Genomic DNA, 20,891 nt, shown 5'->3' with positions numbered 1-20,891 from the left:
GTGTTCGAGTCACGTAAGCGACACCATTACTTTCTGATTGATTTTGTTTATAAACTCGCCTCTGATGTCTCCGGAAATCCGCAAGCGTGCCTCCTGACGCTGCCACGCCAATCAACTGTCTCCGGCGGCAATCCCCCGATGGCGAATGCGGCAGCATTCCTTGAACGTCTTGCCGGAGCCGCAGGGGCAGGGATCGCTGCTGCGGCGCTGCAGGCGGCCGATCAGGGGAAGTGTTGCGGCGGAGGGCAGCAGGGCGGCCGCCAGAGCGACAAGCTTGGCCGAGATGCCGGGGACCACAAGGCGGCGGCCGGATTTGAAGCCGCGCCAGGCCCGTTCGGCCACATAGTCCGAATCGAGCTTCGGCAATATCTTGAAAAGCTGTGCTCGGCCGGCGCCGGATTTTTCGAGGAATTCGGTCGACACCGGTCCCGGCGCAACGCATGTGACGGTCACGCCCGTGCGGCGCAATTCCTGATGAAGCGCTTCCGAAAAGAAGCGCACGAAAGCTTTGCTCGCATAATACAGGGCCATATTCGGCCCGGGCGTGAATCCGGCTATGGAACCGAGATTGAGCACGCCACCACGCCCGCGTGCTGCCATTCCCGGCAGGAAGCGAAGGGTCAGGTCGCTGAGGGCTCGTATGTTGAGATCGATGATGCCAAGCTGATCTTCGACCGGAAGGAGCGTTGCCGCACCGCGCAATCCGTATCCGGCGCTGTTGACCAGGACATCGCAGAACAAACCGTTTGCAGACAGGAAGTCCTGCAAACGCGCCGAGGCATCGGCCACAAGGAGATCCAATTCCAGCGTGAATGCCTCGCCGCCCGCCGCCCGCACGTCTGCCGCGGCAGCAGCCAGACCTTCAGGCGAGCGCGCAACGAGCACAACGACGGCCCCATGCTCCCGGGCGACAACCTTGGCAATTGCTCTGCCGATGCCGCGCGACGCGCCGACCACCACGGCGGACGGACGAAACTCACTCTTGATGATCATATTGCCGTCCCTGAAGCCGTCGTATCGAGAGCGGCAGCACCCTGTGGGGCGATGCTCTTTACTTCGCTGGTGACTTCGCCGTTCAATATCTTTTCGAACCGCTCCAGCGCTCGTGCGACGTTGGCGCCGTCCATGACCCTGTGATCGTAGTGGATCCGGACCGTGACCGACCCATCTGCGGAGATCGGGCCGTAATTGAAGAGCGTGGTCAAAGGCGAAAGGGGGTTGAGTGACTCTGCCCCGAGACCGGAATAGACCGACAGCTGGAAAGTGCCGAACCGGCGGGCACGCTGGCGCCCGATATTCAGCCCGAGCCACATCAACAGCCACCTCAAAGGCGCCGGCGCACGGGCAAACTTCAATGCACGCCGGAACTCCTTGATTTCCAGGACCGGGCGCGAGCGCGCCGCCTGGATCAAGGCCTCGAGTTCGGCGATCGGCCGCCGCTCGGGGGCCTTGACCAAGCTCAGCAAGACGACCCGCTCGCTGCCATATTCGCGCTCGTGGGCAATCGAGGCCACGCTTTCCGGATATTCATAGAGCTGAGCTCTCGGGAACTTGATGTAAGCGCGCCTAAGGTCCGGTGTCTCCTTCGAGAGAAGCGCGTATCCCTTCAAGAAGAGTACGGTCCAGGAGGGTCTGCTTGACTGCGCCATTCTGGCCTTCTGGAGCGGGCCGAGGTTCATCTGCCGCTGCACAGTGACCCGCGGCACTCCGATCGAGAACCGCATCAGATCCCCGACAAGGCGCCGTGCCGCCGAAAGCTTGATGGTCCGGCCTCGCATCATGCCTCCTCTAATAAAGATAGGGAATAATTCGCTTGGTCCTATCCATATAGGCGCGATATTGCGCGCCGAAAATCTCCAGCATCATACGCTCTTCCTTGTCCACCCGGAGAAAAAAGAGGATTGCGAAGCCGATCAGACCAGCAAGCCCCACGATCCAGTTCGACAGCAGAAAGGCCTGCCCGAGGCCCATCAGCAGGAAAGACGTGTACATGGGATGGCGGACGAAAGCGTAGGGGCCGCTGCAAATCAGCTGATGCTGGTCGCGAATCTCCAACGTGATGGACCAGTTGCGGCCGAGTTCCTTGTGGGTTCTGCGAAAGACCCACATGGCGGCGGCAAAGAGCACCACCCCGACGGTGATCGCCCAGGCGCGGGCCGGATAATCGGCTGCTTGCGGCATGCCGGTGGCGACATAGAACCCCGGCACGATCGCAAGTCCGAGCAGCGCCGAGGCAAGCCCGATCGTCTCGATACGAGAACGGCGGTGACTGACGACACGCACGCGCTTGGCGCGGCGCTCGAAGGGATAGCGGATGATATACCAGGCAACGACGCCGAGCACCCACAGGATCTTGCCGACAACAGCTATGCTCAATTTAAGTCTCCAGAGCCCTTCTGCGTCCTGCAACCGATTGGATGAAGAAGCGGTATGGCAGCTTGCCCGCCTCGCATTTAGGTGTTCATTTCTCGAAGCTGCGTCACGAATTGTTGCGGGCGGAGCCAGATGCTGGGCGCCTTATAGCCCATCGAGCGAGCGATTTCTGCTACGAAAGCGTTGCAGTTATAAACCGAAGCCTGCCAAAACTTGGTTTTGGCCTTCAGCTTGCGTATGAAGGCAACGGTCTCGTTGTATTCCGATGGAGTGAGAAGGACGCGCCAGCTTGCCGACCTGTAGGCCTCCTCCAGGTCGCCGTCACTGGCCCCGGTTTCGGCCGGCACGGGCACGAAGTGGCCGAGAACATAGGGGGCTGTTTCATTGGTCGCAGGAGCAAGCCCTGCGACCTCCGGATTGACCATCCCGCCAGCTTTGTTCAACCGCCCGAAAATCACGTAGGTGTGGCCGTAGCTCAGCGCGTAGCGCGAGCGGAACTCGATAAAGTACTGGCCATCTGTTTTTTGGGATGATTCGCCAACAGACCCCCCTCGCGCATCCGAAACGAATCGCGGTTGCGGTGGCTTGTCTTCTGTCTGGCATGATGTGAGCGCGAGAGCGAATAGAATTACAAGTGATAGACGGCCCTTTGCAAGCGTCATCGCTACACTTCATCTCCCGGTATAGCGAGCATCGACACATGCCCCGCTTGACGCCAATCTTTGCGCTGCAAGCTGCAAGGCAGGTCCAGCCCGGACTGCACGACGTGGGGAAGGGCCACGAATGCCCCTTCCCATTCAGCAACAGTTAGTTGCTACTTATATACTGGTGCCGGTGCCGGTTCCGCTACGGGCGGCGGGGCCTTCCCCTTGCCCTTACCGATCGACCCGCAAGCGCTCAGGCTTGCAACGGAAAACAACGCAACTAGGCACATGATCAGAATTCTGCTCATCAGTAGTCCTCTCCTTAGCACGGAATAGGTTATCGAAGGCAACGCTTCTACTAATAGCCGCAAAATACGCCTAAGCCAAGTGCAGAAAGGACACACCTTGCCTCTGCGCGGCCCCGGGCGCCTCATAATGCCTAACAGACCGTGGCGTTATCGTTGCAAAATGTAAGCATCATATGACCAATACTGGCGTTCCCACCGGAGCCCTGCTGTAGAGGTCGACGATGTCCTCATTCGTCAAGCGAATGCATCCATTGGAAACCGCTTGCCCTATCAACCAGGGCTCGTTCGTTCCATGCAGCCGGAACAGGGTGTCCTGTCCGCCCCTGTAGAGATAAAGGGCAGCCGCACCCAGTGGATTATGGGGTCCGCCCGAAACACCGCCCGCATACTGCGCCAGGTGCGGCTTGCGCCGTATCATGCTGGCTGTGGGCATCCACGAGGGCCATTCCGCCTTCCGCCCGATGGTCGCCCTTCCCTTAAGCGTCAGACCCTCCTCGCCGACTGCAACGCCATAGCGCAAGGCCTCGCCGCCGCCTTCGACCAGATAAAGGTAACGCTCGTAGGTGTTGACCACGATCGTTCCAGGCGGCTCGCTTCCGTCATATGGCACGCGCCGCCGCCGGTAGCGAGAGCTGATTCGCGGCGCCGACGAAAACATCGACCCCACCTGCCATCCCGTCGTTGAAGCGCATCCAGATACCATCAACGCCAGACTGCCCAGCAGGAGCCCCCGGCGCGCAACGTGTTTTTTTTCCATCTCTACCTGCTAAGCAATCGATCGACCCTATTCTTCGTCTTAACATCCCGGCGCCAACCGGCCAAGCCTCGCGTCAAAGCTGAAAGGTGCAAACGCTCTCGTTCGCCTTGGACCTGCGCTGTCGTCCTTCAAGGGCCGAGGCGCTGCCGGGCGCGAGCATGGTGGGTGAAGGGCTTGCAGAACGAGCGGCCGCGTTGCTTGCGGCTATGAAAGGTCTTGCATCAATGGCATGCCTCTGTTCGACTAGTGGCAGGGATAATGAGGAGGGACTTGATGACGAAGCCTGACTTCACGGGAAAAGTCGCGCTCGTAACCGGCGGAGGGTCCGGTATAGGTGCAGCCATTTGCCGGCAGCTCGCTGATGAGGGAGCAGAGGTTGTCATTGCCGATCTCGATGCTGACGCCGCAGGCAACCTTGCCGCGGAGATCCGTTCAAAGGGTGGGCGGGCGCGGGACTTTGCGGTCGATGTCACGGATGCCGGGGCTGTGGAAAAGCTGATCGCCTACGCTGTCGAGACATGCGGCGGTCTGCATCTGGCGGTTAACAATGCAGGCATAGACGGCCCCCGAAAGGCGACGGCAGACTACCCGCTCGACAATTGGCACAACCTGATGAACGTCAACCTGAACGGCGTCTTCTACTGCATGAAGCATGAAATTGCCGCCATGCTGCAACGCGGCGGAGGGGCCATCGTCAACATGTCTTCCGCCCTCGGTTCGGTTGGATTGCCATTTACAGCAGCCTACACGGCCGCCAAGCACGGTGTTGTCGGCCTGACCAAGGTCGCCGCAATCGAATATGCGAGACTGGGCATCCGCATCAATGCCGTCGGCCCCGGCTGGATCGAAACGCCGCTTTTGACCGAGCATCTGGCGATAGCGGGAAGCCGGCGCATGGAAGCGCTTCAGCCGATGGGCAGGCGCGGCAGGCCGGAGGAAGTCGCAGCCCTCGTGTGCTTCCTCCTGTCCGAACAGGCAAGCTTCATCACTGGAAGCTACCATCTCGTGGACGGGGCCTATACCGCCCATTAGATCCACGCGCCGACTGCGTCTGCCTAAGCTGGAGGCGGCTCGGCAGGATTCTGCGGCAGCGACTGAAGAAGGGTCTGGCGCGCAGAACGCAGATGCAGGCGGCACGAGAAGTCGATTGCCGCCTGATCGCGCGATTCCAGTGCCGCGATATAGTCGAGATGTTCGTGAATGGCGCGTCCGTTGCGCTGGCGGGCGAACGCCTTGTTCCATTGGTAGTGATAGTGGAAGATGATCGCGATCGCATCGTAGAAGTCCGCGATGAACCGGTTTTTCGCGGCGCCGTGGATCAAGAGATGGAAGCGCTCGTCAAGGGCTGAGAATTCCTTGTAGCGCGCATCGAAATCGTTGAGCATCGCATGATGCTCGGCCTTGATATCGGCCAGCGCCGCCCAGGCTTCGCTTTCGGGCGGCAGCTTGCCGAATTCGGTGGCCGAATGAAGCTCGAACATTTCGCGGACATCCGCGAGTTCCAGTGCAAATTCGCGGGTGAAGCCTTTCAGGATCCAGTGGCTGTTCGGCCGCTTTTCGATGAGGCCGAAACGCGAGAAACGGATGAGAAATTCGCGAACGCTGGTCGTGCCGGTGCCGATCTCACGAGCCAGTTCCAGCTCGTTGATCTGCATACCGGGCGCGGCATCGTCCGACAGAATGCGCTGCATGAAGCTGCGCTCGATGATGTCGTGCAGCGAATCCGTCTCTTCGGACGGAAAGAGGTCTTCCTCGGTGGGAACGCGCAGCACGATCTTCTGGCGCTTGTTCCACCGGATGATGCCTTCGTCGTTCAGGCGGGTCAAAATCGCGCGGGCCGTGCTGCGGCTGATGCCGAGCTGCGCGGCGATTTCGGGTTCGGAAGGCAAGGCGGCATCCGGGCGCAGAACAGCAGCATACCTGTTATAGGCTTCCTTGAAGACCGTATTCTGCCTTGCCATGTTACCCCGCTCTTTCCTCGTGCCTTTAAACTTTGCAACCTGCAAAGTTTAAAGCGCACAGGAGCTAATCGACTGCGACCTTTATCCTATTTCCTGGCCACCTGCGGCTGTTTGCCTCCCTTGACCACAGGAACAATATTCCCGTTGACTTGAAAATGTTTATTGTAGATAAAAAACAAAATCAATGCGCATTTTGCCGATGCAGCGGGCGCATTCCTCAGGGAGAAGACAATTGGACAAACTGCCTTGGCTCATCCTTTCTGCTGGAGATAACGTCGCCGTCGCAACGGCAGCGATCGAAGCCGGAGCGACCGTCGCAGGTATCCAGACCCGGCAGAAAATCGAACCCGGCCACAAGGTTGCGATCGCCGACATCCCGCTCGGCACGCCGGTGGTGAAATATGGCCAGGCGATCGGCCGCACGACTGCCGAGGTAAAGGCCGGCGATCATATCCACAGCCACAACCTGCATTTCGAGAACGACCGTCTGGCGGCAACTGCGAATTCCGCGCCGGAAGCGGCGACCGCGGAAGACCGCGCGCGAACCTTCATGGGTTACCGCCGTGCGGATGGCCGGGCGGCGACCCGCAACTATATCGGCATCATCGCCAGCGTGAACTGTTCCACCACCGTCTGCCGTGCGATTGCAGACGAGGCCAATCGCACCATCCTGCCGTATTACGAGGGCATCGACGGCTTCGTGCCGATCGTGCATGACCAGGGCTGCGGCATGAGCTCGACCGGTGACGGCATGTCGGTCCTTCACCGCACGCTTGCGGGCTACACGCGCCATGTCAATTTCGGCGGCGTGCTGATGATCGGCCTTGGCTGCGAAGTAAACCAGCTGACGCTCTACGGCCAAAGCGGTGCCGGCAATGCCAAGCGGCACTTCAACATTCAGGATGCCGGCGGCTCGCGGCGGGCCGTCGAACGCGCCATGGGGATGCTCCGGGAGATCGCCGCCGATGTCGGTAGGGAGCGGCGCACGCCGATCCCCATCAGCGAGATCATCATCGGCCTGCAATGCGGTGGGTCGGATGGCTTTTCGGGTATTACCGCCAATCCGGCGCTCGGCGTCGCAGCCGATCTTCTGGCCGCAGCCGGCGGTACCGCAATCCTTTCCGAAACCTCGGAAATCTACGGCGCTGAGCATCTGCTGCGCAGCCGCGCGATCAACGAGGACGTGGCCAGGAAGCTCGACGACAAGATCGCCTGGTGGGAAAAATATGTCGGGCTGCATGGTGCCTCGCTCGACAACAACCCCTCGCCCGGCAACAAGCGCGGCGGATTGACGACCATTCTTGAAAAATCGCTCGGTGCCGTCGCCAAGGGTGGCCGGTCTCCGCTGACGGCGGTCTACAGCTATGCCGAACGCGTGACTGCACCGGGACTCGTTTTCATGGATACGCCCGGATACGACCCGGTTTCCGCCACGGGGCAGGTTGCAGGCGGCGCAAACATGATCGCCTTCACAACCGGCCGCGGCAGCTGTTTCGGCTGTCGTCCCGCGCCCTCGATCAAGCTCTCCAGCAATTCGACGCTCTATGCTTCGATGGAAGAGGACATGGATATCGATTGCGGCACGATCGCCACCGGCGATGCGACGATCAGCGGCAAGGGGCGCGAAATTTTCGACCTGATCATCGATACGGCGTCCGGCAAGAAGACGAAAAGCGAGGAGTTCGGCTACGGCGACAACGAATTCGTACCGTGGCATCTGGGAGCAACGCTCTAACGGAGATCGGCTCTTCACGGGGAGGGAAGATGAAGACGAGGAAAATCGGCAAGACGGAACTCGAGGTCACCGAAATCAGTTTCGGTGCCGCGGCTCTAGGTGGCCTTTACCGTGCCTGCCCGCGCGAACAGGCAATGGAAACGCTGGAAGCTGCTTGGGCGAGCGGCATCCGCTATTTCGACGTAGCCCCCTGGTATGGCCTCGGCCTTGCCGAGCGCCACGTGGGCGATTTCCTGAGGGCAAAGCCCGAGAGCGAATACGTGCTCTCGACCAAGGTTGGCCGGCTTTTGCGGCCCGTGCCGACTGGTACGGTGCCGGACTATAGCTATGTCGATCCGCTCTCCTTCGATGCCGATTACGACTATTCCTATGACGGCATCATGCGCTCGGTCGATTTCAGCTATGCGCGGCTGGGGCTCAATCGCGTCGATATTCTCTATGTCCACGACATCGGCAGCTACACGCACGGTGCCGAAAAGAATGCCGTCCACCTGAAAAATTTTCTCAATTCCGGCATCAAGGCGCTGGAAGAGCTGAAGTCATCGGGCGCGATCAAGGCTTTCGGCCTGGGCGTCAACGAGGTTCCTGTCTGTCTCGATGTCATGCGCAACGCCGACATCGACGCCATCCTGATGGCCGGGCGCTATACCTTGCTCGATCGCTCCGCCGTGGCGGAGCTCCTGCCGCTCTGCCGCAAGAAAGGCACGTCTCTGGTTGTCGGCGGCGTCTTCAATTCCGGCATCCTTGCGACCGGTCCGGTGCCGGGCTCGCATTTCGACTACATGCCCGCGACACCGCACGTGCTTGCCAAGGTGGGCGCGATGGAAGACATTGCCAAACGCCACGGCGTTGTGCTCGCGGCCCCGGCGCTGCAATTCCCGCTCCGCGAGCCAGCCGTTTCTTCCGTGCTGATCGGTACGGCAAAGGCATCCAGCCTCAAGCGCAACATGGAGCTCTTCGAGCCCGCGCTACCCGACACGATCTTCCCTGAATTCGACCACCTGACACTCGTCGCGCCGCCGCTCGGCGAAGACGCGGTGCGCGTATAAGGACCAGTCGATGCTCAAAGGAATTCATCCCGTTCTCAGCCCGGATCTTCTGCGCGCCATAGCGTGCATGGGGCACGGCGACGACATTGTCATCGCGGACGCCAACTTTCCCTCGAGCACCATGGGACCGGATGTCATTCGTGCCGATGGCGTAACGGCGACCGAGATGGCCGAAGCGATCCTGACGCATATGCCGCTGGACACGTTCGTTCCGGAAACGGCATGGCGCATGGAGGTCGTCGGCAATCCCGGCGCCATGCCGGAGGTTTGCGCCGAATTCCAGGAAATTGTGAGCAGGCGGGCTGGCGATTTCCGGATCGCACAGCTTGAACGCTTCGCATTCTACGAGCATGCCAGGAAGGCGGCCTATATCGTCGCGACGACCGAATTCCGTCTGTATGGAAATCTTATTTTGAAGAAAGGCGTCGTGCATCCGCATGAAGTCTATCGCGGCTGATGTTTATTTTAGAATGCAGTTTAATTTATTTAAAAACAGGAGCTTGAGAGTATAGTCGAAACAGCTGCAGCCGGCCTCTAACCACTTGCAATTTGGAAAGGTCTCGGCTAGCTTCCTTCGGTAACTGTTTTTTATAGATAAAAATCGTCCGCCTGCGTTCAGCGGTCTGGTTTCTTGGAGGAGAACGCACCTTGAGAGGAGAACCCACATGCGCATGAAATCCATTCTGTCTCGCCGAGCCTTCACGGCTCTCGCGGGCGCCGCCGTCATCGCAACTGCAATGCCGGTCCCATCCTTCGCAGCCGACGTGACGATCCCGATCATCGTCAAGGATACGACGTCCTTCTACTGGCAGATCGTGCTCGCCGGCGCCCGCAAGGCCGGCAAGGATCTCGGCGTCAACGTCCCGGAACTCGGCGCGCAGGCCGAATCCGACATCAATGGCCAGATCAGCATTCTTGAAAATGCCGTCGCCGGCAAACCCGCCGCCGTCGTCATTTCGCCAACCGAGTTCAAGGCGCTCGGCAAGCCGATCGACGAAGCCGCCAAATCGGTTCCGATCATCGGTATCGACTCTGGCGCCGATTCCAAGGCATTCAAGTCGTTCCTGACGACAGACAACGTTCAGGGCGGCCGTATCGCAGCTGACGGTCTGGCCACAGCCATCAAGGAAATGACGGGCAAGGAAGAGGGTGAAGTTGTGATCCTCACCAATCTTCCGGGCGTCGGCTCGCTCGAGCAGCGCCGCGAAGGCTTCCTGGATCAGGTGAAGACCAAGTATCCCGGCCTGAAGGTCATTGCCGACAAATACGGTGACGGCCAGGCAACGACCGGCCTCAACATGATGACCGACCTGATCACCGCCAACCCGAACCTCGTCGGGGTCTTTGCCTCCAACCTGATCCTGGGGCAGGGTGTTGGCCAAGCGATCGCTGAAAACAAGCTCGGCGACAAGATCAAGGTCATCGCCTTCGACAGCGACGAAAAGACCGTCGGCTTCCTGAAGGAAGGTTCGCTGGCGGGTCTCGTCGTTCAGGACCCCTATCGCATGGGCTATGACGGCATAAAGACCGCGCTTGCGGTTTCGAAGGGCGAGAAGGTCGAAGAAAACGTCGACACCGGCGCGAACCTCGTCACCAAGGCGAATATGAACGACCCGAAGATCGATGCGCTGATCAATCCGAAGATCCAGTAAACACGAGCCAAGGCTGCGCGCGAGAAATTCCGCGCAGCCTTTTCTTCACCTGTGTTATCGTTTGCCCGAGGGGCGCGGATCGCTGGTGGAGGAGACAGCAATTCGTGAGGAGGAGACGTCCATGAGCCTGGAAGAGGTCAGTCATCGCCACGACGACAGCGCGACACTGAAAGAGGCAAACCGCATTCCTGCGGGCTCACCGATCCTCGAGCTCAGGGCATTGCAGAAGAATTATGGCTATGTCCAAGCGCTAAAGCCTGCGACGATGACCTTTCTGGCCGGCGAAATTCACGCGATAGTCGGCGAAAACGGTGCGGGCAAATCAACCCTCATCAAGCTGTTGACAGGTGTGATCAGCCGAACCGCCGGGGAAGTTTTCTGGTGCGGCCATCCCGTTGCACTTGCGACGCCGAACGAGGCGATCGCGCGCGGCATCAACGCCGTCCACCAGGAGGTGGTGCTCTGCCCGCACCTGACGGTTGCGGCCAATCTCTTTCTCGGCGACGAAGTCAACCAGTACGGCCTCATGCGAAAGAAGCAGATGGTGAAGATGGCACAGGCCGTCCTCGACGATCTCGGCTTCGGCCTGCCCGCAAATGTCCTGCTGAGTGAGCTCACCATCGGCCAGCAACAGCTCGTTGCAACGGCACGCGCAGCTATGCGCGGTACGCAGTTCCTCATCTTCGACGAGCCGACGGCTTATCTTACCCGACAGGAATCTGCACAACTCTTCAAGCTCATCCGTCGCCTGCAGGGCGAAGGCGTGACGATCGTCTACATCAGCCACCGCATGGAAGAAGTTTTCGAGCTTGCCGACCGCGTCTCGGTGCTGCGCGACGGCACCCATGTCGGTACGCGCGCGATCGGCGAGACGAACGAGGCGGAGTTGATCGCACTGATGATCAACCGCTCGATCGAACAAATCTATCACAAGGAAGAAATTCCGATCGGCGAAACGATCCTTGATGTACGCGGGCTTTCCGGGCCTGGTTTCGAGGACGTATCGCTGACCGTGAAGGCTGGCCAGATCGTCGGGCTTTACGGCCTGATCGGGGCAGGACGCAGCGAATTCGCACTCGGCCTCTACGGCCGCGAAAAGACGACGGCCGGCGAAATCCGCTGGATGGGCAAGCGGGTCAATATCAGAAACGAACGCACGGCGATGGAGCTCGGGATCGCGCTTGCGCCCGAGAGCCGCCGCGATCAGGGGCTCTGCCTCAACCTGTCTATCAGTCTCAACATCAACTTGCCGGTCTTCAAGAGGCTGAGCAAAGGCCCGGTCATCAGCCACAGCGAGGAATCGGAGAATTCCGACCGGCAGATTCGCAATCTTTCAATCAAGACCCCGAGCCGCCGTGTGCTCGCGTCCAGCATGTCCGGCGGCAACCAGCAAAAGGTCGTCATCGGCAAATGGCTCAGCCACGGCGCACGCCTGTTCATCTTCGACGAGCCAACGGTTGGTGTCGATGTCGGCACAAAGGCGGAAATCTACCGGCTGTTTGCCAAGCTTCTGAAGGAAGGCGCAGGCATCATCCTGATCTCGTCCTACCTGCCGGAAGTCTACGAGCTTGCTGACCGGCTGCACGTTTTCCGCCGCGGCCAGCTGGTCGCAAGCCACGACTACCACGCGGCGACGCATGAAGAAGTGCTTGGCGAAGCGATCGGCGTCTGAGTGAAAGAATAAGAGGGAGAGAGAACCAATGACTGTAACCCCCACGGAAATCGTCGCCCCGCCGCCGCGCCGAAAAGTGAACATCCTGTTCAGCCTGACCCTGATCGGATTGCTTCTCTTCCTCTGGATCCTCCTCGGCATCGTCACCGTCAGCTTCTGGACGCCGCTCAATATTTCGAACCTGCTGCGGCAGGGCGCGATGACGGCAATCCTGGCGCTCGGCCAGACCTTCGTTATCATTACGGCCGGCATCGACCTATCCGTCGGCGCCATCGTCGGCTTTGCCGGTGTCATCCTCGCGTGGCTTCTGCAGGCGGGGGTTCCGGTATGGGCCTCCATTCTCATCACGCTGCTGATCGGGGTCGGGATCGGAGCCTTTCACGGTTTCGGCATCGTCAAGATGGGTTTGCCACCGTTCATCATCACCTTGGCCACGCTGACCTCGTTGCGCGGTATCGGGCTGCTCATCACCAATGGATCGACGATCAATATCGTCAACGAGCCCTTCACGAACTTCGCCCGCGCCAACTTTCTCGGCGTGCCGAGCCTCTTCTGGATGGTCATACTCGTCGCGGTTCCGTCCTTCGTCTTCCTGCATCTGAGCCGGTGGGGACGCTATCTCTTCGCGGTCGGCTCCAACCGCGAAGCTGCCCGCCTTTCCGGTGTGCGCGTCGACGGCATGATCTATCTCGCCTATATTCTCTCAGCGACCTTCGCAGCCTTTGTCGGCGTGCTGCTTGCCTCGCGCATCGCGATCGGCAACGCGACCCAGGCCGACGGTTGGGAACTGCAGGCGATCGCCTCTTCCGTTATCGGCGGCACCAGCCTTTTCGGTGCGATCGGCTCGGTCCATGGTCCGTTGATCGGCGCCTTCATCCTGGCCACGATCAACAACGGCGCGAACCTCTTGAACGTCAACTCATTCTGGCAGCGTATCATCACCGGTCTGCTGATCATCGTGATCGTCTATTTCGATCAGTTGCGCCGCCGCCGGAGCCAGTGAGATCGAAGAAACATCGTGAAGCCGGTCCCGCGACCGGCTTCTTCATGTTCTGAATGCGAGACACATCATGAAAGCAGTGCTTTGCCAGAAGCCCGGCGTGCTCGAAATGGTCGATCACCCCTCCCCCGGAACCCCTGCCCCCGGCTGGGTCCGACTTGCCGTCAGCCATGTCGGCATTTGCGGCACGGATTATCACATCTTCGAAGGCAAACACCCCTTCCTCGAATATCCGCGCGTCATGGGCCACGAAATCTCGGCAACCGTGCTCGAGGCGGGTGACGGTGTCACGATGACGGCCGGAACGCCAGTGATCGTCAATCCATATCTTTCTTGCGGCAATTGCGTTGCCTGCCGGCAAGACAAACCGAACTGCTGCACGCGTATCAAGGTGCTCGGCGTCCACACCGATGGAGCGTTCTGCGAAGAGATCACCGTTCCGGCCGGCAATCTCTATGCCGCGAAAGGCTTGAGCCTCGAGGCGGCAGCAACCGTCGAGTTCCTGGCGATCGGCGCACACGCCGTCCGGCGTTCGATGGCGCCCGCCGCTTCGCGATCGCTGGTCATCGGCGCAGGTCCGATCGGGCTTGGGGCTGCAATCTTCTCACGGATTGCCGGGCATGACGTGACACTGCTCGACACCAGTACCGAACGGTTGCAGATGGCTTCGGAGCGATTCGGCTTCGTCTCCGGCATTGTCGCCAATGACGAAACGGCGGAAGCCGTGAAGGCGAAGACGGACGGCGACGGCTTCGATGTCGTGTTCGACGCGACGGGCTACGGTCCTTCGATGGAGAAGGCTTTCAGTTTCGTGGCGCATGGCGGCGCACTGGTGCTGGTTAGCGTCGTGAAGGACGACATCCGCTTTTCCGACCCGGAATTCCACAAGCGCGAAATGACGGTCATCGGCAGCCGCAATGCGACGCGCGCCGACTTCGAGCATGTCGCGGATTCGATCGCCAAAGCTCTCGTGCCGGTCGACAAGCTGATCACGCACCGCACGACACTTGCCGACGCGCCGCGCGACCTCCCCCTCTGGACGCATGAAAAGACCGGCCTCATCAAGGCCGTCATCAAAGTGGCCGCTTAAGCCGCGTCGATCGCCTGGCGCATCTGCCGGACGACCGCGACATCGGTCTGATTGGTGGCCGGTGCCGCAAAACCGAAAGAGACGGCGCGTGGATCGATGTTCGCCGGCGTACTGCACGAGCCATGGACCTCCCGGGCGCCTGTCATGCGCAGAATTTGCGCGACATTGCCGCAGCGCACGCCGCTGCCGGGCATGATCGAAATCCGGCCGTCGGCTTTTGCGGAGATACGCTTCAGCGTTTCGAGACCATCCATCGCTTTCGGCGCGCAGCCGGAGCTGAGGATGCGCTCGCAGCCAAGCTCGACGGCCTGCTCTAGCGCAACATCGGCATCCGGCACGAGGTCGAAGGCGCGATGCAACGTAGAGCCCAGACCGGCAGCATGCTTTTTCAAGCGGTGGATGAGCGCCATGTCCAGCGTTCCGTCGGGTCGGTTGGCGCCGATGACAACGCCGGCGAGGCCGAAAGCGCGGACGGCATCGATATCCGCCATCATTGCATCCTCGTCCCCTGCATCGAAGATGAAAGGACCGGAATGCGGACGGATCATCGCGTAGACTGGGATCGGCGCTGAGGCTGCGGCTTTCATGAGACCTGCGACCGGCGTCAGGCCGCCCAGTTCGAGCGCCGAGCAAAGTTCGATACGGCCCGCGCCGCCTTCGATTGCGGCAGCAAGGCCCTTCGGGCTGTCCACGCACACTTCCAGCAAAGCCGGCATCTTTCTAATCTCCTTCATTCGCCGACAGCCTCTTCAGGCGACAGCAACGGTTTTCGCGACAGGCTCCGAGATGATCTTGTGCACGACGGCAGCAATCATGGCGCAGGCGTCCGCCGATGCTTTCCGATGATTGAAGGCGACATGGTAGGAAATCGGGATGTGTTCGGCGAGTTCGACAATACGGACGCGATCGGCGATCGGCAACGCGCTGACGCGTCCGAGGAAAGAGATATAGCCGTGGTTCGCGACGAGATCGACGATCACCGGCAGTGAATCCGCCGCCATGATATCCTGGTTGCGAAAGCGGCGGCTTACGGTCCGCTCGCGGCTCAGTGCGGTTGCGGCATCGCCCAGGCCGGTTCGCTCGCTCGGCGTGCAGATGGGATGCTCGGCCACCAGATCGGCGACAGTCAGCCCCGTACTTGCCGGCGGCGCGATTGCCACCAGATCGGTGCGGAGGAGTTCGCGATGTCCGAAGCTTTCCAGCTCGAACACCGAATCCAGGATCGCCACGTCGATGCGGCCAGATCTCAGGGCTTCCCGCAGATCATCGGCGGTCATGGAGATCAGCGAAATCGCGTTCTTGCTGTGCCCCGCATTCCAATCGGCCACCAAAGCGCCCAGGCAGCGCGCAACCCAGCTTTCCGCACCCGTTGGAATGATCGATCCGATACGCAGCGAACGCGCCGCACGCCGATAGCGTTCGTCGGCCGTTGATTTGAGATCGTTCCAGGCCTGGCTCACCACCGAAAAGATGCCGTAGACCCGCCTTCCCTTCTCGGTCAGCGTCGAGCCCTGCGCCTGACGTTCGAGAAGCTGATGACCGACGAACTTCTCAAGATTGGCGATCTGCAATGAAAGTTGCGGCTGGCCAAGCTGAAGACGCCGGGCGGCACGATTGATGCTGCCCTGGTCCGCGACCTCCAGAAAGCGCTCGATCGTCACGAGCTTGATCGGAATGCGCGATGCCCAGCTTTCGAAGGCTTCGGCGCGTTCGCCGGGGAGTTCATAAAGCTGCTCGACCGCGTGCATGATGGGCCGCAGCGCGTCACGCACCTTGCCGCTCGCGATCAGTTTGACGAGTTCACCGGAACTGCGCTTGGTCAACTTGATCGCAAGCTCATTCTCAAGATTGCTGACCGCCGCCGATACCGTGGAGGCCGCGAGCGAGAAGCGCCGCGCGGTTTCGCGAACCGAACCCGAGGAGAGAACGTGGCTGGCGACAAAAAGGGCACCGAGATGCAAGGCATTCTCCGGAAGTGACTGAAAAACCGGACGATATGATGTGTTCACGAAAAAAGATATCCCTGTTCCGGAATTGCCGGGCTATCGTCCTTTCGAGAACTAATCCGGGCGCGGCAGCACAGCCGATAAGAGCACCGGAGGATTGCGGAAACACGCAAGGGGACAAAAACAAACCGCCGCGGGCTTGCAAAAGGAAATGCAGTTTCGCGCGCGGTGATGCTTTCACGGCCATAATCGCGCCGCGACTGCAGATACTGGAGAGGGGTTGCATCGATTTTTCGAGAGCGCACACTATTTCCATGATGCTCGTATGTCCGGCATGATCGCTTATGCGCTTTGGCCGGCGGATTTCATGCGCGAAGGTTCCCGCCGGGCCCTCGCGACGGTCAAACGGTGTAACCAAGGGGACACTCCATGCTCAAGAAACTCGCGCTTGCCGTTTCACTTTCCGCTTTTGCGGCGGGTGCGGCCCATGCTGCCGACGTCGTCGTCTCGTCGAAGATCGATACGGAAGGCACGCTGCTCGGCAACGTCATTGCGCTGGCGCTGGAAGCCAACGGCATCAAGACGCAGGACCGCATCGCACTGGGAGCGACGCCGGTCGTGCGCAAGGCGATCACGGCCGGCGAAATCGATATCTATCCGGAATATACCGGTAATGCCGGCTTCTTCTTCAACAAGGCCGATGATGCAGCCTGGAAGAATCTCGAGCAGGGCTACGAGATGGCCAAGAAGCTCGACTACGATGCCAACAAGATCGTCTGGCTGGCCCCCTCGCCTGCCAACAACACCTGGGCGCTCGGCATTCGCAACGATGTCGCCGGTCCGAACAACCTCAAGACCATGTCCGATTTCGGCAAATGGGTGGCCGGTGGCGGCGATGCGAAGCTTGCAGCTTCCGCCGAGTTCGTGAACTCGGCCGGTGCGCTTCCCGCCTTCCAGACCACCTACGGCTTCCAGTTCAAGCCCGACCAGATGGTCGTCCTTTCCGGCGGCGACACGGCAGCGACGATCAAGGCCGCCGCCGACCAGACGAACGGCGTCAACACCGCCATGGTCTATGGCACCGACGGCGCAATCGAAGCGGCCGAACTCACCGTCCTTGAAGACGATAAGAGTGTGCAGCAGGTCTATGCGCCGACCCCGATCATCCGCGAGGACGTGCTGAAGGCGAACCCGAAGATCGAGGAAATCCTCGCTCCGATCTTCAAGAGCCTGACGGCCGACGAACTGCGAAAGCTGAACGCCAAGATCCAGGTCGAGGGCGAGCCGGCAAAGTCTGTTGCCGAGACCTATCTGAAGGAAAAGGGCTTCCTGAAGTAATCTTCTTACGCTCCGCCCTCATCGCAGGGCGGAGCGGCTGCTTTCCAGACAGGATGGATCGATGGAAGAAACCTTAGCGGTCCGCAAATTGGATCGGCTCGGCGCGGTTCTCGTGGCTGCCGGCATCATTGCCACGGCCCTTTTGCCCTTCATCTATGTGAAGGCAAACCGCATTGCCTCCGGCAAGCCGATGCTGCTTACGCAGCTTCTCGACCACCCTTCCATCATCATTCTCGCCATTCTGCTGGTCGCCACCGCATTTGCTGCACTCTTTGCAAAGAGCGCCCCGTTGCGGCTTGCGATAGCGACGCTTGGGCTGGCAGCACTTGTCGCGGCGATCGGTCTTGTCGCCTCGGCCTTTACTCCGCCCAACAGCAATGCGGCGCGCATGACCCCGGGAGGCGGTTTCTGGGTGCTGTTTGCCGTCGTCGGTCTCATCATTTCGGATGCGCTCGTCAAGGTCCGTCTGACGCCGTGGATGCGGGTCGCCGCGCTGATCGGCTACACTGCGCTCTTGGCCGGTTGCCTTTCTTCCGGCTTGCTCGACAGCCTGTCGATCATGAAGGAATTCGCAACGCGGTCTGCTCAATTCTGGTCCGAGGCGGTCGCCCATTCACTGCTTGCCCTTGGTTCGGTTGCGATCGCGATCGTCGTCGGCTTGCCGCTCGGCATCTTCTGTTTCTGGGTACCGAAGCTGCGCGCCGCCGTGCTGCAGGGCCTCAGCCTGATCCAGACCATCCCGAGCCTTGCGCTCTTCGGCATCCTTATGCTGCCGCTCGGCTATATCGCAACGCATGTGCCGCTCGCAGCGGACCTCGGCATCCGCGGGATTGGCACGGCGCCGGCGCTGATCGCGCTCGTGCTCTATTCCTTGCTGCCGATCGTAGCCAATACGGTCGTCGGTCTTGAAGGCGTTGATCCTTCAGTACGGGATGCAGCCGCCGGCATGGGACTGACGCGCCGGCAAATCCTGACCGGCATCGATATGCCGCTTGCCTTTCCGGTCATTCTCACCGGCATCCGCATCGTGCTCGTACAGGCGATCGGCCTCGTGACGATCGCAGCGCTCATCGGCGGCGGCGGGTTCGGCATCTTCATTTTCCAGGGCCTCGGGCAGACCGCCATGGATCTCGTCATGCTCGGTGCCGTGCCGACCGTCTTCTTCGCCTTTTCATCGGCCGTCATCCTCGATGCGGTCATAGACAGCATACGGGGATCGGCCGCATGACCATGATCGAGATCAGGAACGTCACCAAACGCTATGGCGCTGCAACCGTCGTCGATGGTGTCTCGATGAGTGTCGAGAAGGGTTCGATCACCGTCATCGTCGGCACGTCCGGTTCGGGCAAATCGACGCTGATGCGGATGATCAATCGGCTGGTCCCGATCACCGAAGGGCAGATCTTCGTCGCCGGGCAGAATATCATGGACGTGCCGGCAACAGACCTCCGCCGCAAGATCGGCTACGCAATCCAGGGTCATGGGCTCTTTCCGCACCGGACCGTGGCGCAGAATATCGCAACCGTACCGGAACTGCTGGGCTGGGACGCAGCGCGAACCGCCGGGCGCGTCGACGAGCTCCTCGGTCTCTTCAATCTCGATCCGGCAAGTTTTGCCGAAAAATACCCCCATCAGCTTTCCGGCGGTCAGCAGCAACGCGTCGGTGTAGCCCGCGCGCTCGCCGCCGAACCAGAGCTACTGCTGATGGACGAGCCCTTTGGTGCACTCGATCCAGTTATCCGCGGAAAGGCGCAGGACGATCTTCTGGCGATCCAGAAGCAGTTCGGCACGACCGTCATTCTCGTGACCCACGACATGGACGAGGCCTTCCACCTCGGCAACCAGATCGCCGTCATGAGCGAGGGCAGGCTGCTGCAATGCTCGACGCCGGAAAAGATACTGACCGAACCGGCCGACCCCTTCGTACAACAGTTGACCGGTACCTCCGACAGGGCCCTGAAACTGATGTCGCTGCTGCCGCTCAAGGCAAGCATGGCGCCCGCCAAGACAGGGCTGCCTTACGCACTGCCGCAATCGATCAGCCTTCGGGACGCTCTCGCGGAAATGATCTGGCAAGGGGTCGAGGAAGCAGCTGTACACGATGCCGACAGGGCTCCGGTCGGCTCGATCTCCATGACGCGGCTTCTCGAACTGGGCCGCAAGGCATGAAGCTTGTCGTCGCCAACCTCTTTCGTTTCGCAGCGCTGGGGCTACTGCTGATCCTGCTTTTCAGGACCGAATGGCTTTCCTTCATACTGGTGCCACTGACCAGCAACAACGCGCCGCCGGTCTACACGCAAAACAGCCTGCCATCGCTTGCCTTCGGCCACCTGGAGCTGGTGGTCGTCTCGATCGTCGGCAGTGCCATTCTGGCGGTTCTGGCCGGCGTCTTCGTGACGCGGAAAAGCGGCGAGGATTTCCTGCCGCTCTCACGCGCGATCGCCAATGCCGGGCAGACCTTCCCGCCGGTCGCCGTGCTGGCGCTTGCCGTTCCGGCCACAGGCTTCGGCGCCGCTCCGACGCTGATCGCTCTCTTTCTCTATGGCCTGCTGCCGATCTTCGAGAATACCGTCTCCGGATTGCGTCAGGTTTCGCCGTCCGTTCTTGATGCCGCTGACGGCATGGGGATGGATGCGACACAGCGGCTTTTGCGCGTTGAGCTGCCGCTTGCACTTCCGCTCATCCTTGAGGGACTAAAGGTCGCGACCGTCATCAATATCGGCACGGCGACGATCGGCTCGACGGTTGCGGCAAAAGGCCTTGGCGAGGTCATCATCGCTGGCCTGATCTCCGACAATACAGCCTTCATCCTGCAAGGCGGTCTCATCGTCGGCTTGATGGCGGTGCTGATCTACGATGCAATGGGCCTCATCGAAAGTGCGATCACGCAAAGAATAGGCTTGCGCCCCGCATAGCGGGAAAGCTACCAAGGCTGCCGCAATACCGGCAATGGGAGGCCGCCTTGGCAAAGATGATCCACTCCATGATCCGCGTACTCGACGAGGCGCGCTCCGTCGATTTCTACAGCAAGGTCTTGGGGCTGACAGTCGCCGATCGGGTCGATTTCGAGACCTTCACGCTGATCTATATGAGCAATGCCGAGACCGGATTCGAGCTGGAGCTGACGATCAACAAGGGCCGTACCGCATCCTACGACCTCGGCAACGGCTATGGTCACCTCGCCGTCTCGGTCGATGAGGTCGCCGTCGAACACGAGCGATTGACGAAAGCCGGCCTCAATCCCGGCAAGCTTGTCGAGCTCAACCGCGACGGCAAGCTCTTCGGCCTCTTCTTCTTCATCACCGATCCCGACGGCTACAAGATCGAAGTTCTGCAGCGTCACGGTCGTTTCCAGTAAGAGCACTC

General features: G+C 60.4%; 22 protein-coding genes. 13 read left to right on the top strand and 9 right to left on the bottom strand.

The window, feature by feature from the left end; genetic code table 11:
- Positions 1–111: 111 nt before the first annotated feature.
- The 6 genes from ACW4PC_RS16970 to ACW4PC_RS16945 form a co-directional block, all read right to left on the bottom strand.
- Positions 112–993 carry an SDR family NAD(P)-dependent oxidoreductase gene (locus ACW4PC_RS16970; protein ID WP_455874535.1) on the bottom strand — a complete coding sequence of 294 codons (882 nt, stop codon included), beginning with the start codon at positions 991–993 and terminating at the stop codon, positions 112–114.
- Positions 990–1,778 carry a hypothetical protein gene (locus ACW4PC_RS16965; protein WP_455875041.1) on the bottom strand — a complete coding sequence of 263 codons (789 nt, stop codon included), beginning with the start codon at positions 1,776–1,778 and terminating at the stop codon, positions 990–992. The genes ACW4PC_RS16970 and ACW4PC_RS16965 overlap by 4 nt, the downstream gene beginning before the upstream one ends.
- A gap of 10 nt (positions 1,779–1,788) precedes the next feature.
- Positions 1,789–2,376, bottom strand: coding sequence for a protein-S-isoprenylcysteine O-methyltransferase (locus ACW4PC_RS16960; RefSeq protein WP_455874534.1), 588 nt, complete (start codon positions 2,374–2,376; stop codon positions 1,789–1,791).
- A gap of 77 nt (positions 2,377–2,453) precedes the next feature.
- Positions 2,454–3,035, bottom strand: coding sequence for a hypothetical protein (locus ACW4PC_RS16955; protein WP_455874533.1), 582 nt, complete (start codon positions 3,033–3,035; stop codon positions 2,454–2,456).
- A gap of 152 nt (positions 3,036–3,187) precedes the next feature.
- The gene (locus ACW4PC_RS16950) at positions 3,188–3,325 is read right to left on the bottom strand and encodes an ABC transporter (protein WP_455874532.1); all 138 of its coding nucleotides are present in this window, start codon (positions 3,323–3,325) and stop codon (positions 3,188–3,190) included.
- Positions 3,326–3,494: 169 nt separating this feature from the next.
- Positions 3,495–4,082 (bottom strand): L,D-transpeptidase, encoded by a 588-nt coding sequence (locus ACW4PC_RS16945; protein ID WP_455874531.1) that lies wholly within the window; start codon positions 4,080–4,082, stop codon positions 3,495–3,497.
- A 273-nt stretch (positions 4,083–4,355) separates the two neighbouring features.
- Here ACW4PC_RS16945 and ACW4PC_RS16940 point away from each other — a divergent pair, with 273 nt between their 5' ends.
- Positions 4,356–5,114, top strand: a complete 759-nt coding sequence (locus ACW4PC_RS16940; RefSeq protein ID WP_455874530.1) for an SDR family NAD(P)-dependent oxidoreductase — start codon at positions 4,356–4,358, stop codon at positions 5,112–5,114.
- Between the two features lie 23 nt (positions 5,115–5,137).
- Here ACW4PC_RS16940 and ACW4PC_RS16935 read toward each other — a convergent pair whose 3' ends face one another.
- Positions 5,138–6,043, bottom strand: coding sequence for a GntR family transcriptional regulator (locus ACW4PC_RS16935; protein ID WP_455874529.1), 906 nt, complete (start codon positions 6,041–6,043; stop codon positions 5,138–5,140).
- 232 nt (positions 6,044–6,275) lie between these two features.
- On the opposite strand from ACW4PC_RS16935, the gene ACW4PC_RS16930 reads away from it, so the two are divergent.
- The 7 genes from ACW4PC_RS16930 (at position 6,276) to ACW4PC_RS16900 (ending at position 14,241) form a co-directional block, all read left to right on the top strand.
- Positions 6,276–7,778, top strand: coding sequence for a UxaA family hydrolase (locus tag ACW4PC_RS16930; protein ID WP_455874528.1), 1,503 nt, complete (start codon positions 6,276–6,278; stop codon positions 7,776–7,778).
- A 29-nt stretch (positions 7,779–7,807) separates the two neighbouring features.
- Entirely contained in the window at positions 7,808–8,827 is a 1,020-nt protein-coding gene (locus ACW4PC_RS16925) for an aldo/keto reductase (RefSeq protein ID WP_455874527.1), read from the top strand.
- 10 nt (positions 8,828–8,837) lie between these two features.
- Complete coding sequence (locus tag ACW4PC_RS16920; RefSeq protein ID WP_455874526.1) at positions 8,838–9,284, top strand: RbsD/FucU family protein; 447 nt, start codon at positions 8,838–8,840, stop codon at positions 9,282–9,284.
- 208 nt (positions 9,285–9,492) lie between these two features.
- On the top strand, positions 9,493–10,479 hold the full coding sequence (locus ACW4PC_RS16915; protein WP_455874525.1) for a substrate-binding domain-containing protein: 987 nt from the start codon (positions 9,493–9,495) through the stop codon (positions 10,477–10,479).
- A gap of 121 nt (positions 10,480–10,600) precedes the next feature.
- Positions 10,601–12,151: a sugar ABC transporter ATP-binding protein gene (locus ACW4PC_RS16910; protein WP_455874524.1), complete on the top strand. Its 1,551-nt coding sequence runs from the start codon at positions 10,601–10,603 to the stop codon at positions 12,149–12,151.
- Positions 12,152–12,179: 28 nt separating this feature from the next.
- Positions 12,180–13,154 carry an ABC transporter permease gene (locus tag ACW4PC_RS16905; protein ID WP_039843804.1) on the top strand — a complete coding sequence of 325 codons (975 nt, stop codon included), beginning with the start codon at positions 12,180–12,182 and terminating at the stop codon, positions 13,152–13,154.
- Between the two features lie 67 nt (positions 13,155–13,221).
- On the top strand, positions 13,222–14,241 hold the full coding sequence (locus ACW4PC_RS16900; RefSeq protein ID WP_455874523.1) for a zinc-binding alcohol dehydrogenase family protein: 1,020 nt from the start codon (positions 13,222–13,224) through the stop codon (positions 14,239–14,241).
- Here ACW4PC_RS16900 and ACW4PC_RS16895 read toward each other — a convergent pair.
- Together ACW4PC_RS16895 and ACW4PC_RS16890 are read right to left on the bottom strand one after the other, a co-directional pair.
- Positions 14,238–14,957 (bottom strand): copper homeostasis protein CutC, encoded by a 720-nt coding sequence (locus ACW4PC_RS16895; RefSeq protein ID WP_455874522.1) that lies wholly within the window; start codon positions 14,955–14,957, stop codon positions 14,238–14,240. The two genes, ACW4PC_RS16900 and ACW4PC_RS16895, sit on opposite strands and share 4 nt — an antisense overlap.
- 33 nt (positions 14,958–14,990) lie before the next feature.
- On the bottom strand, positions 14,991–16,202 hold the full coding sequence (locus tag ACW4PC_RS16890) for a LysR family transcriptional regulator (RefSeq protein ID WP_455874521.1): 1,212 nt from the start codon (positions 16,200–16,202) through the stop codon (positions 14,991–14,993).
- 414 nt (positions 16,203–16,616) lie between these two features.
- Here ACW4PC_RS16890 and osmF point away from each other — a divergent pair, with 414 nt between their 5' ends.
- From osmF to ACW4PC_RS16865, 5 genes are all read left to right on the top strand, one after another.
- A complete protein-coding gene (osmF, locus tag ACW4PC_RS16885) occupies positions 16,617–17,525 on the top strand; it encodes a glycine betaine ABC transporter substrate-binding protein OsmF (RefSeq protein WP_455874520.1) in 909 nt (302 codons plus the stop codon).
- Positions 17,526–17,586: 61 nt separating this feature from the next.
- Positions 17,587–18,753 (top strand): ABC transporter permease, encoded by a 1,167-nt coding sequence (locus tag ACW4PC_RS16880; RefSeq protein WP_455874519.1) that lies wholly within the window; start codon positions 17,587–17,589, stop codon positions 18,751–18,753.
- The gene (locus ACW4PC_RS16875) at positions 18,750–19,694 is read left to right on the top strand and encodes an ABC transporter ATP-binding protein (protein WP_455874518.1); all 945 of its coding nucleotides are present in this window, start codon (positions 18,750–18,752) and stop codon (positions 19,692–19,694) included. Before ACW4PC_RS16880 ends, ACW4PC_RS16875 begins: the two co-directional genes overlap by 4 nt.
- Positions 19,691–20,440: an ABC transporter permease gene (locus tag ACW4PC_RS16870; RefSeq protein WP_455874517.1), complete on the top strand. Its 750-nt coding sequence runs from the start codon at positions 19,691–19,693 to the stop codon at positions 20,438–20,440. Before ACW4PC_RS16875 ends, ACW4PC_RS16870 begins: the two co-directional genes overlap by 4 nt.
- A 47-nt stretch (positions 20,441–20,487) precedes the next feature.
- Positions 20,488–20,883: a VOC family protein gene (locus ACW4PC_RS16865; RefSeq protein WP_194728826.1), complete on the top strand. Its 396-nt coding sequence runs from the start codon at positions 20,488–20,490 to the stop codon at positions 20,881–20,883.
- Positions 20,884–20,891: the final 8 nt, after the last annotated feature.

The organism is Rhizobium yanglingense (genome assembly GCF_977109285.1).
The sequence above is the reverse complement of the archived record's forward strand: the minus strand, read 5'-3'. Positions and strand labels throughout refer to the sequence as shown.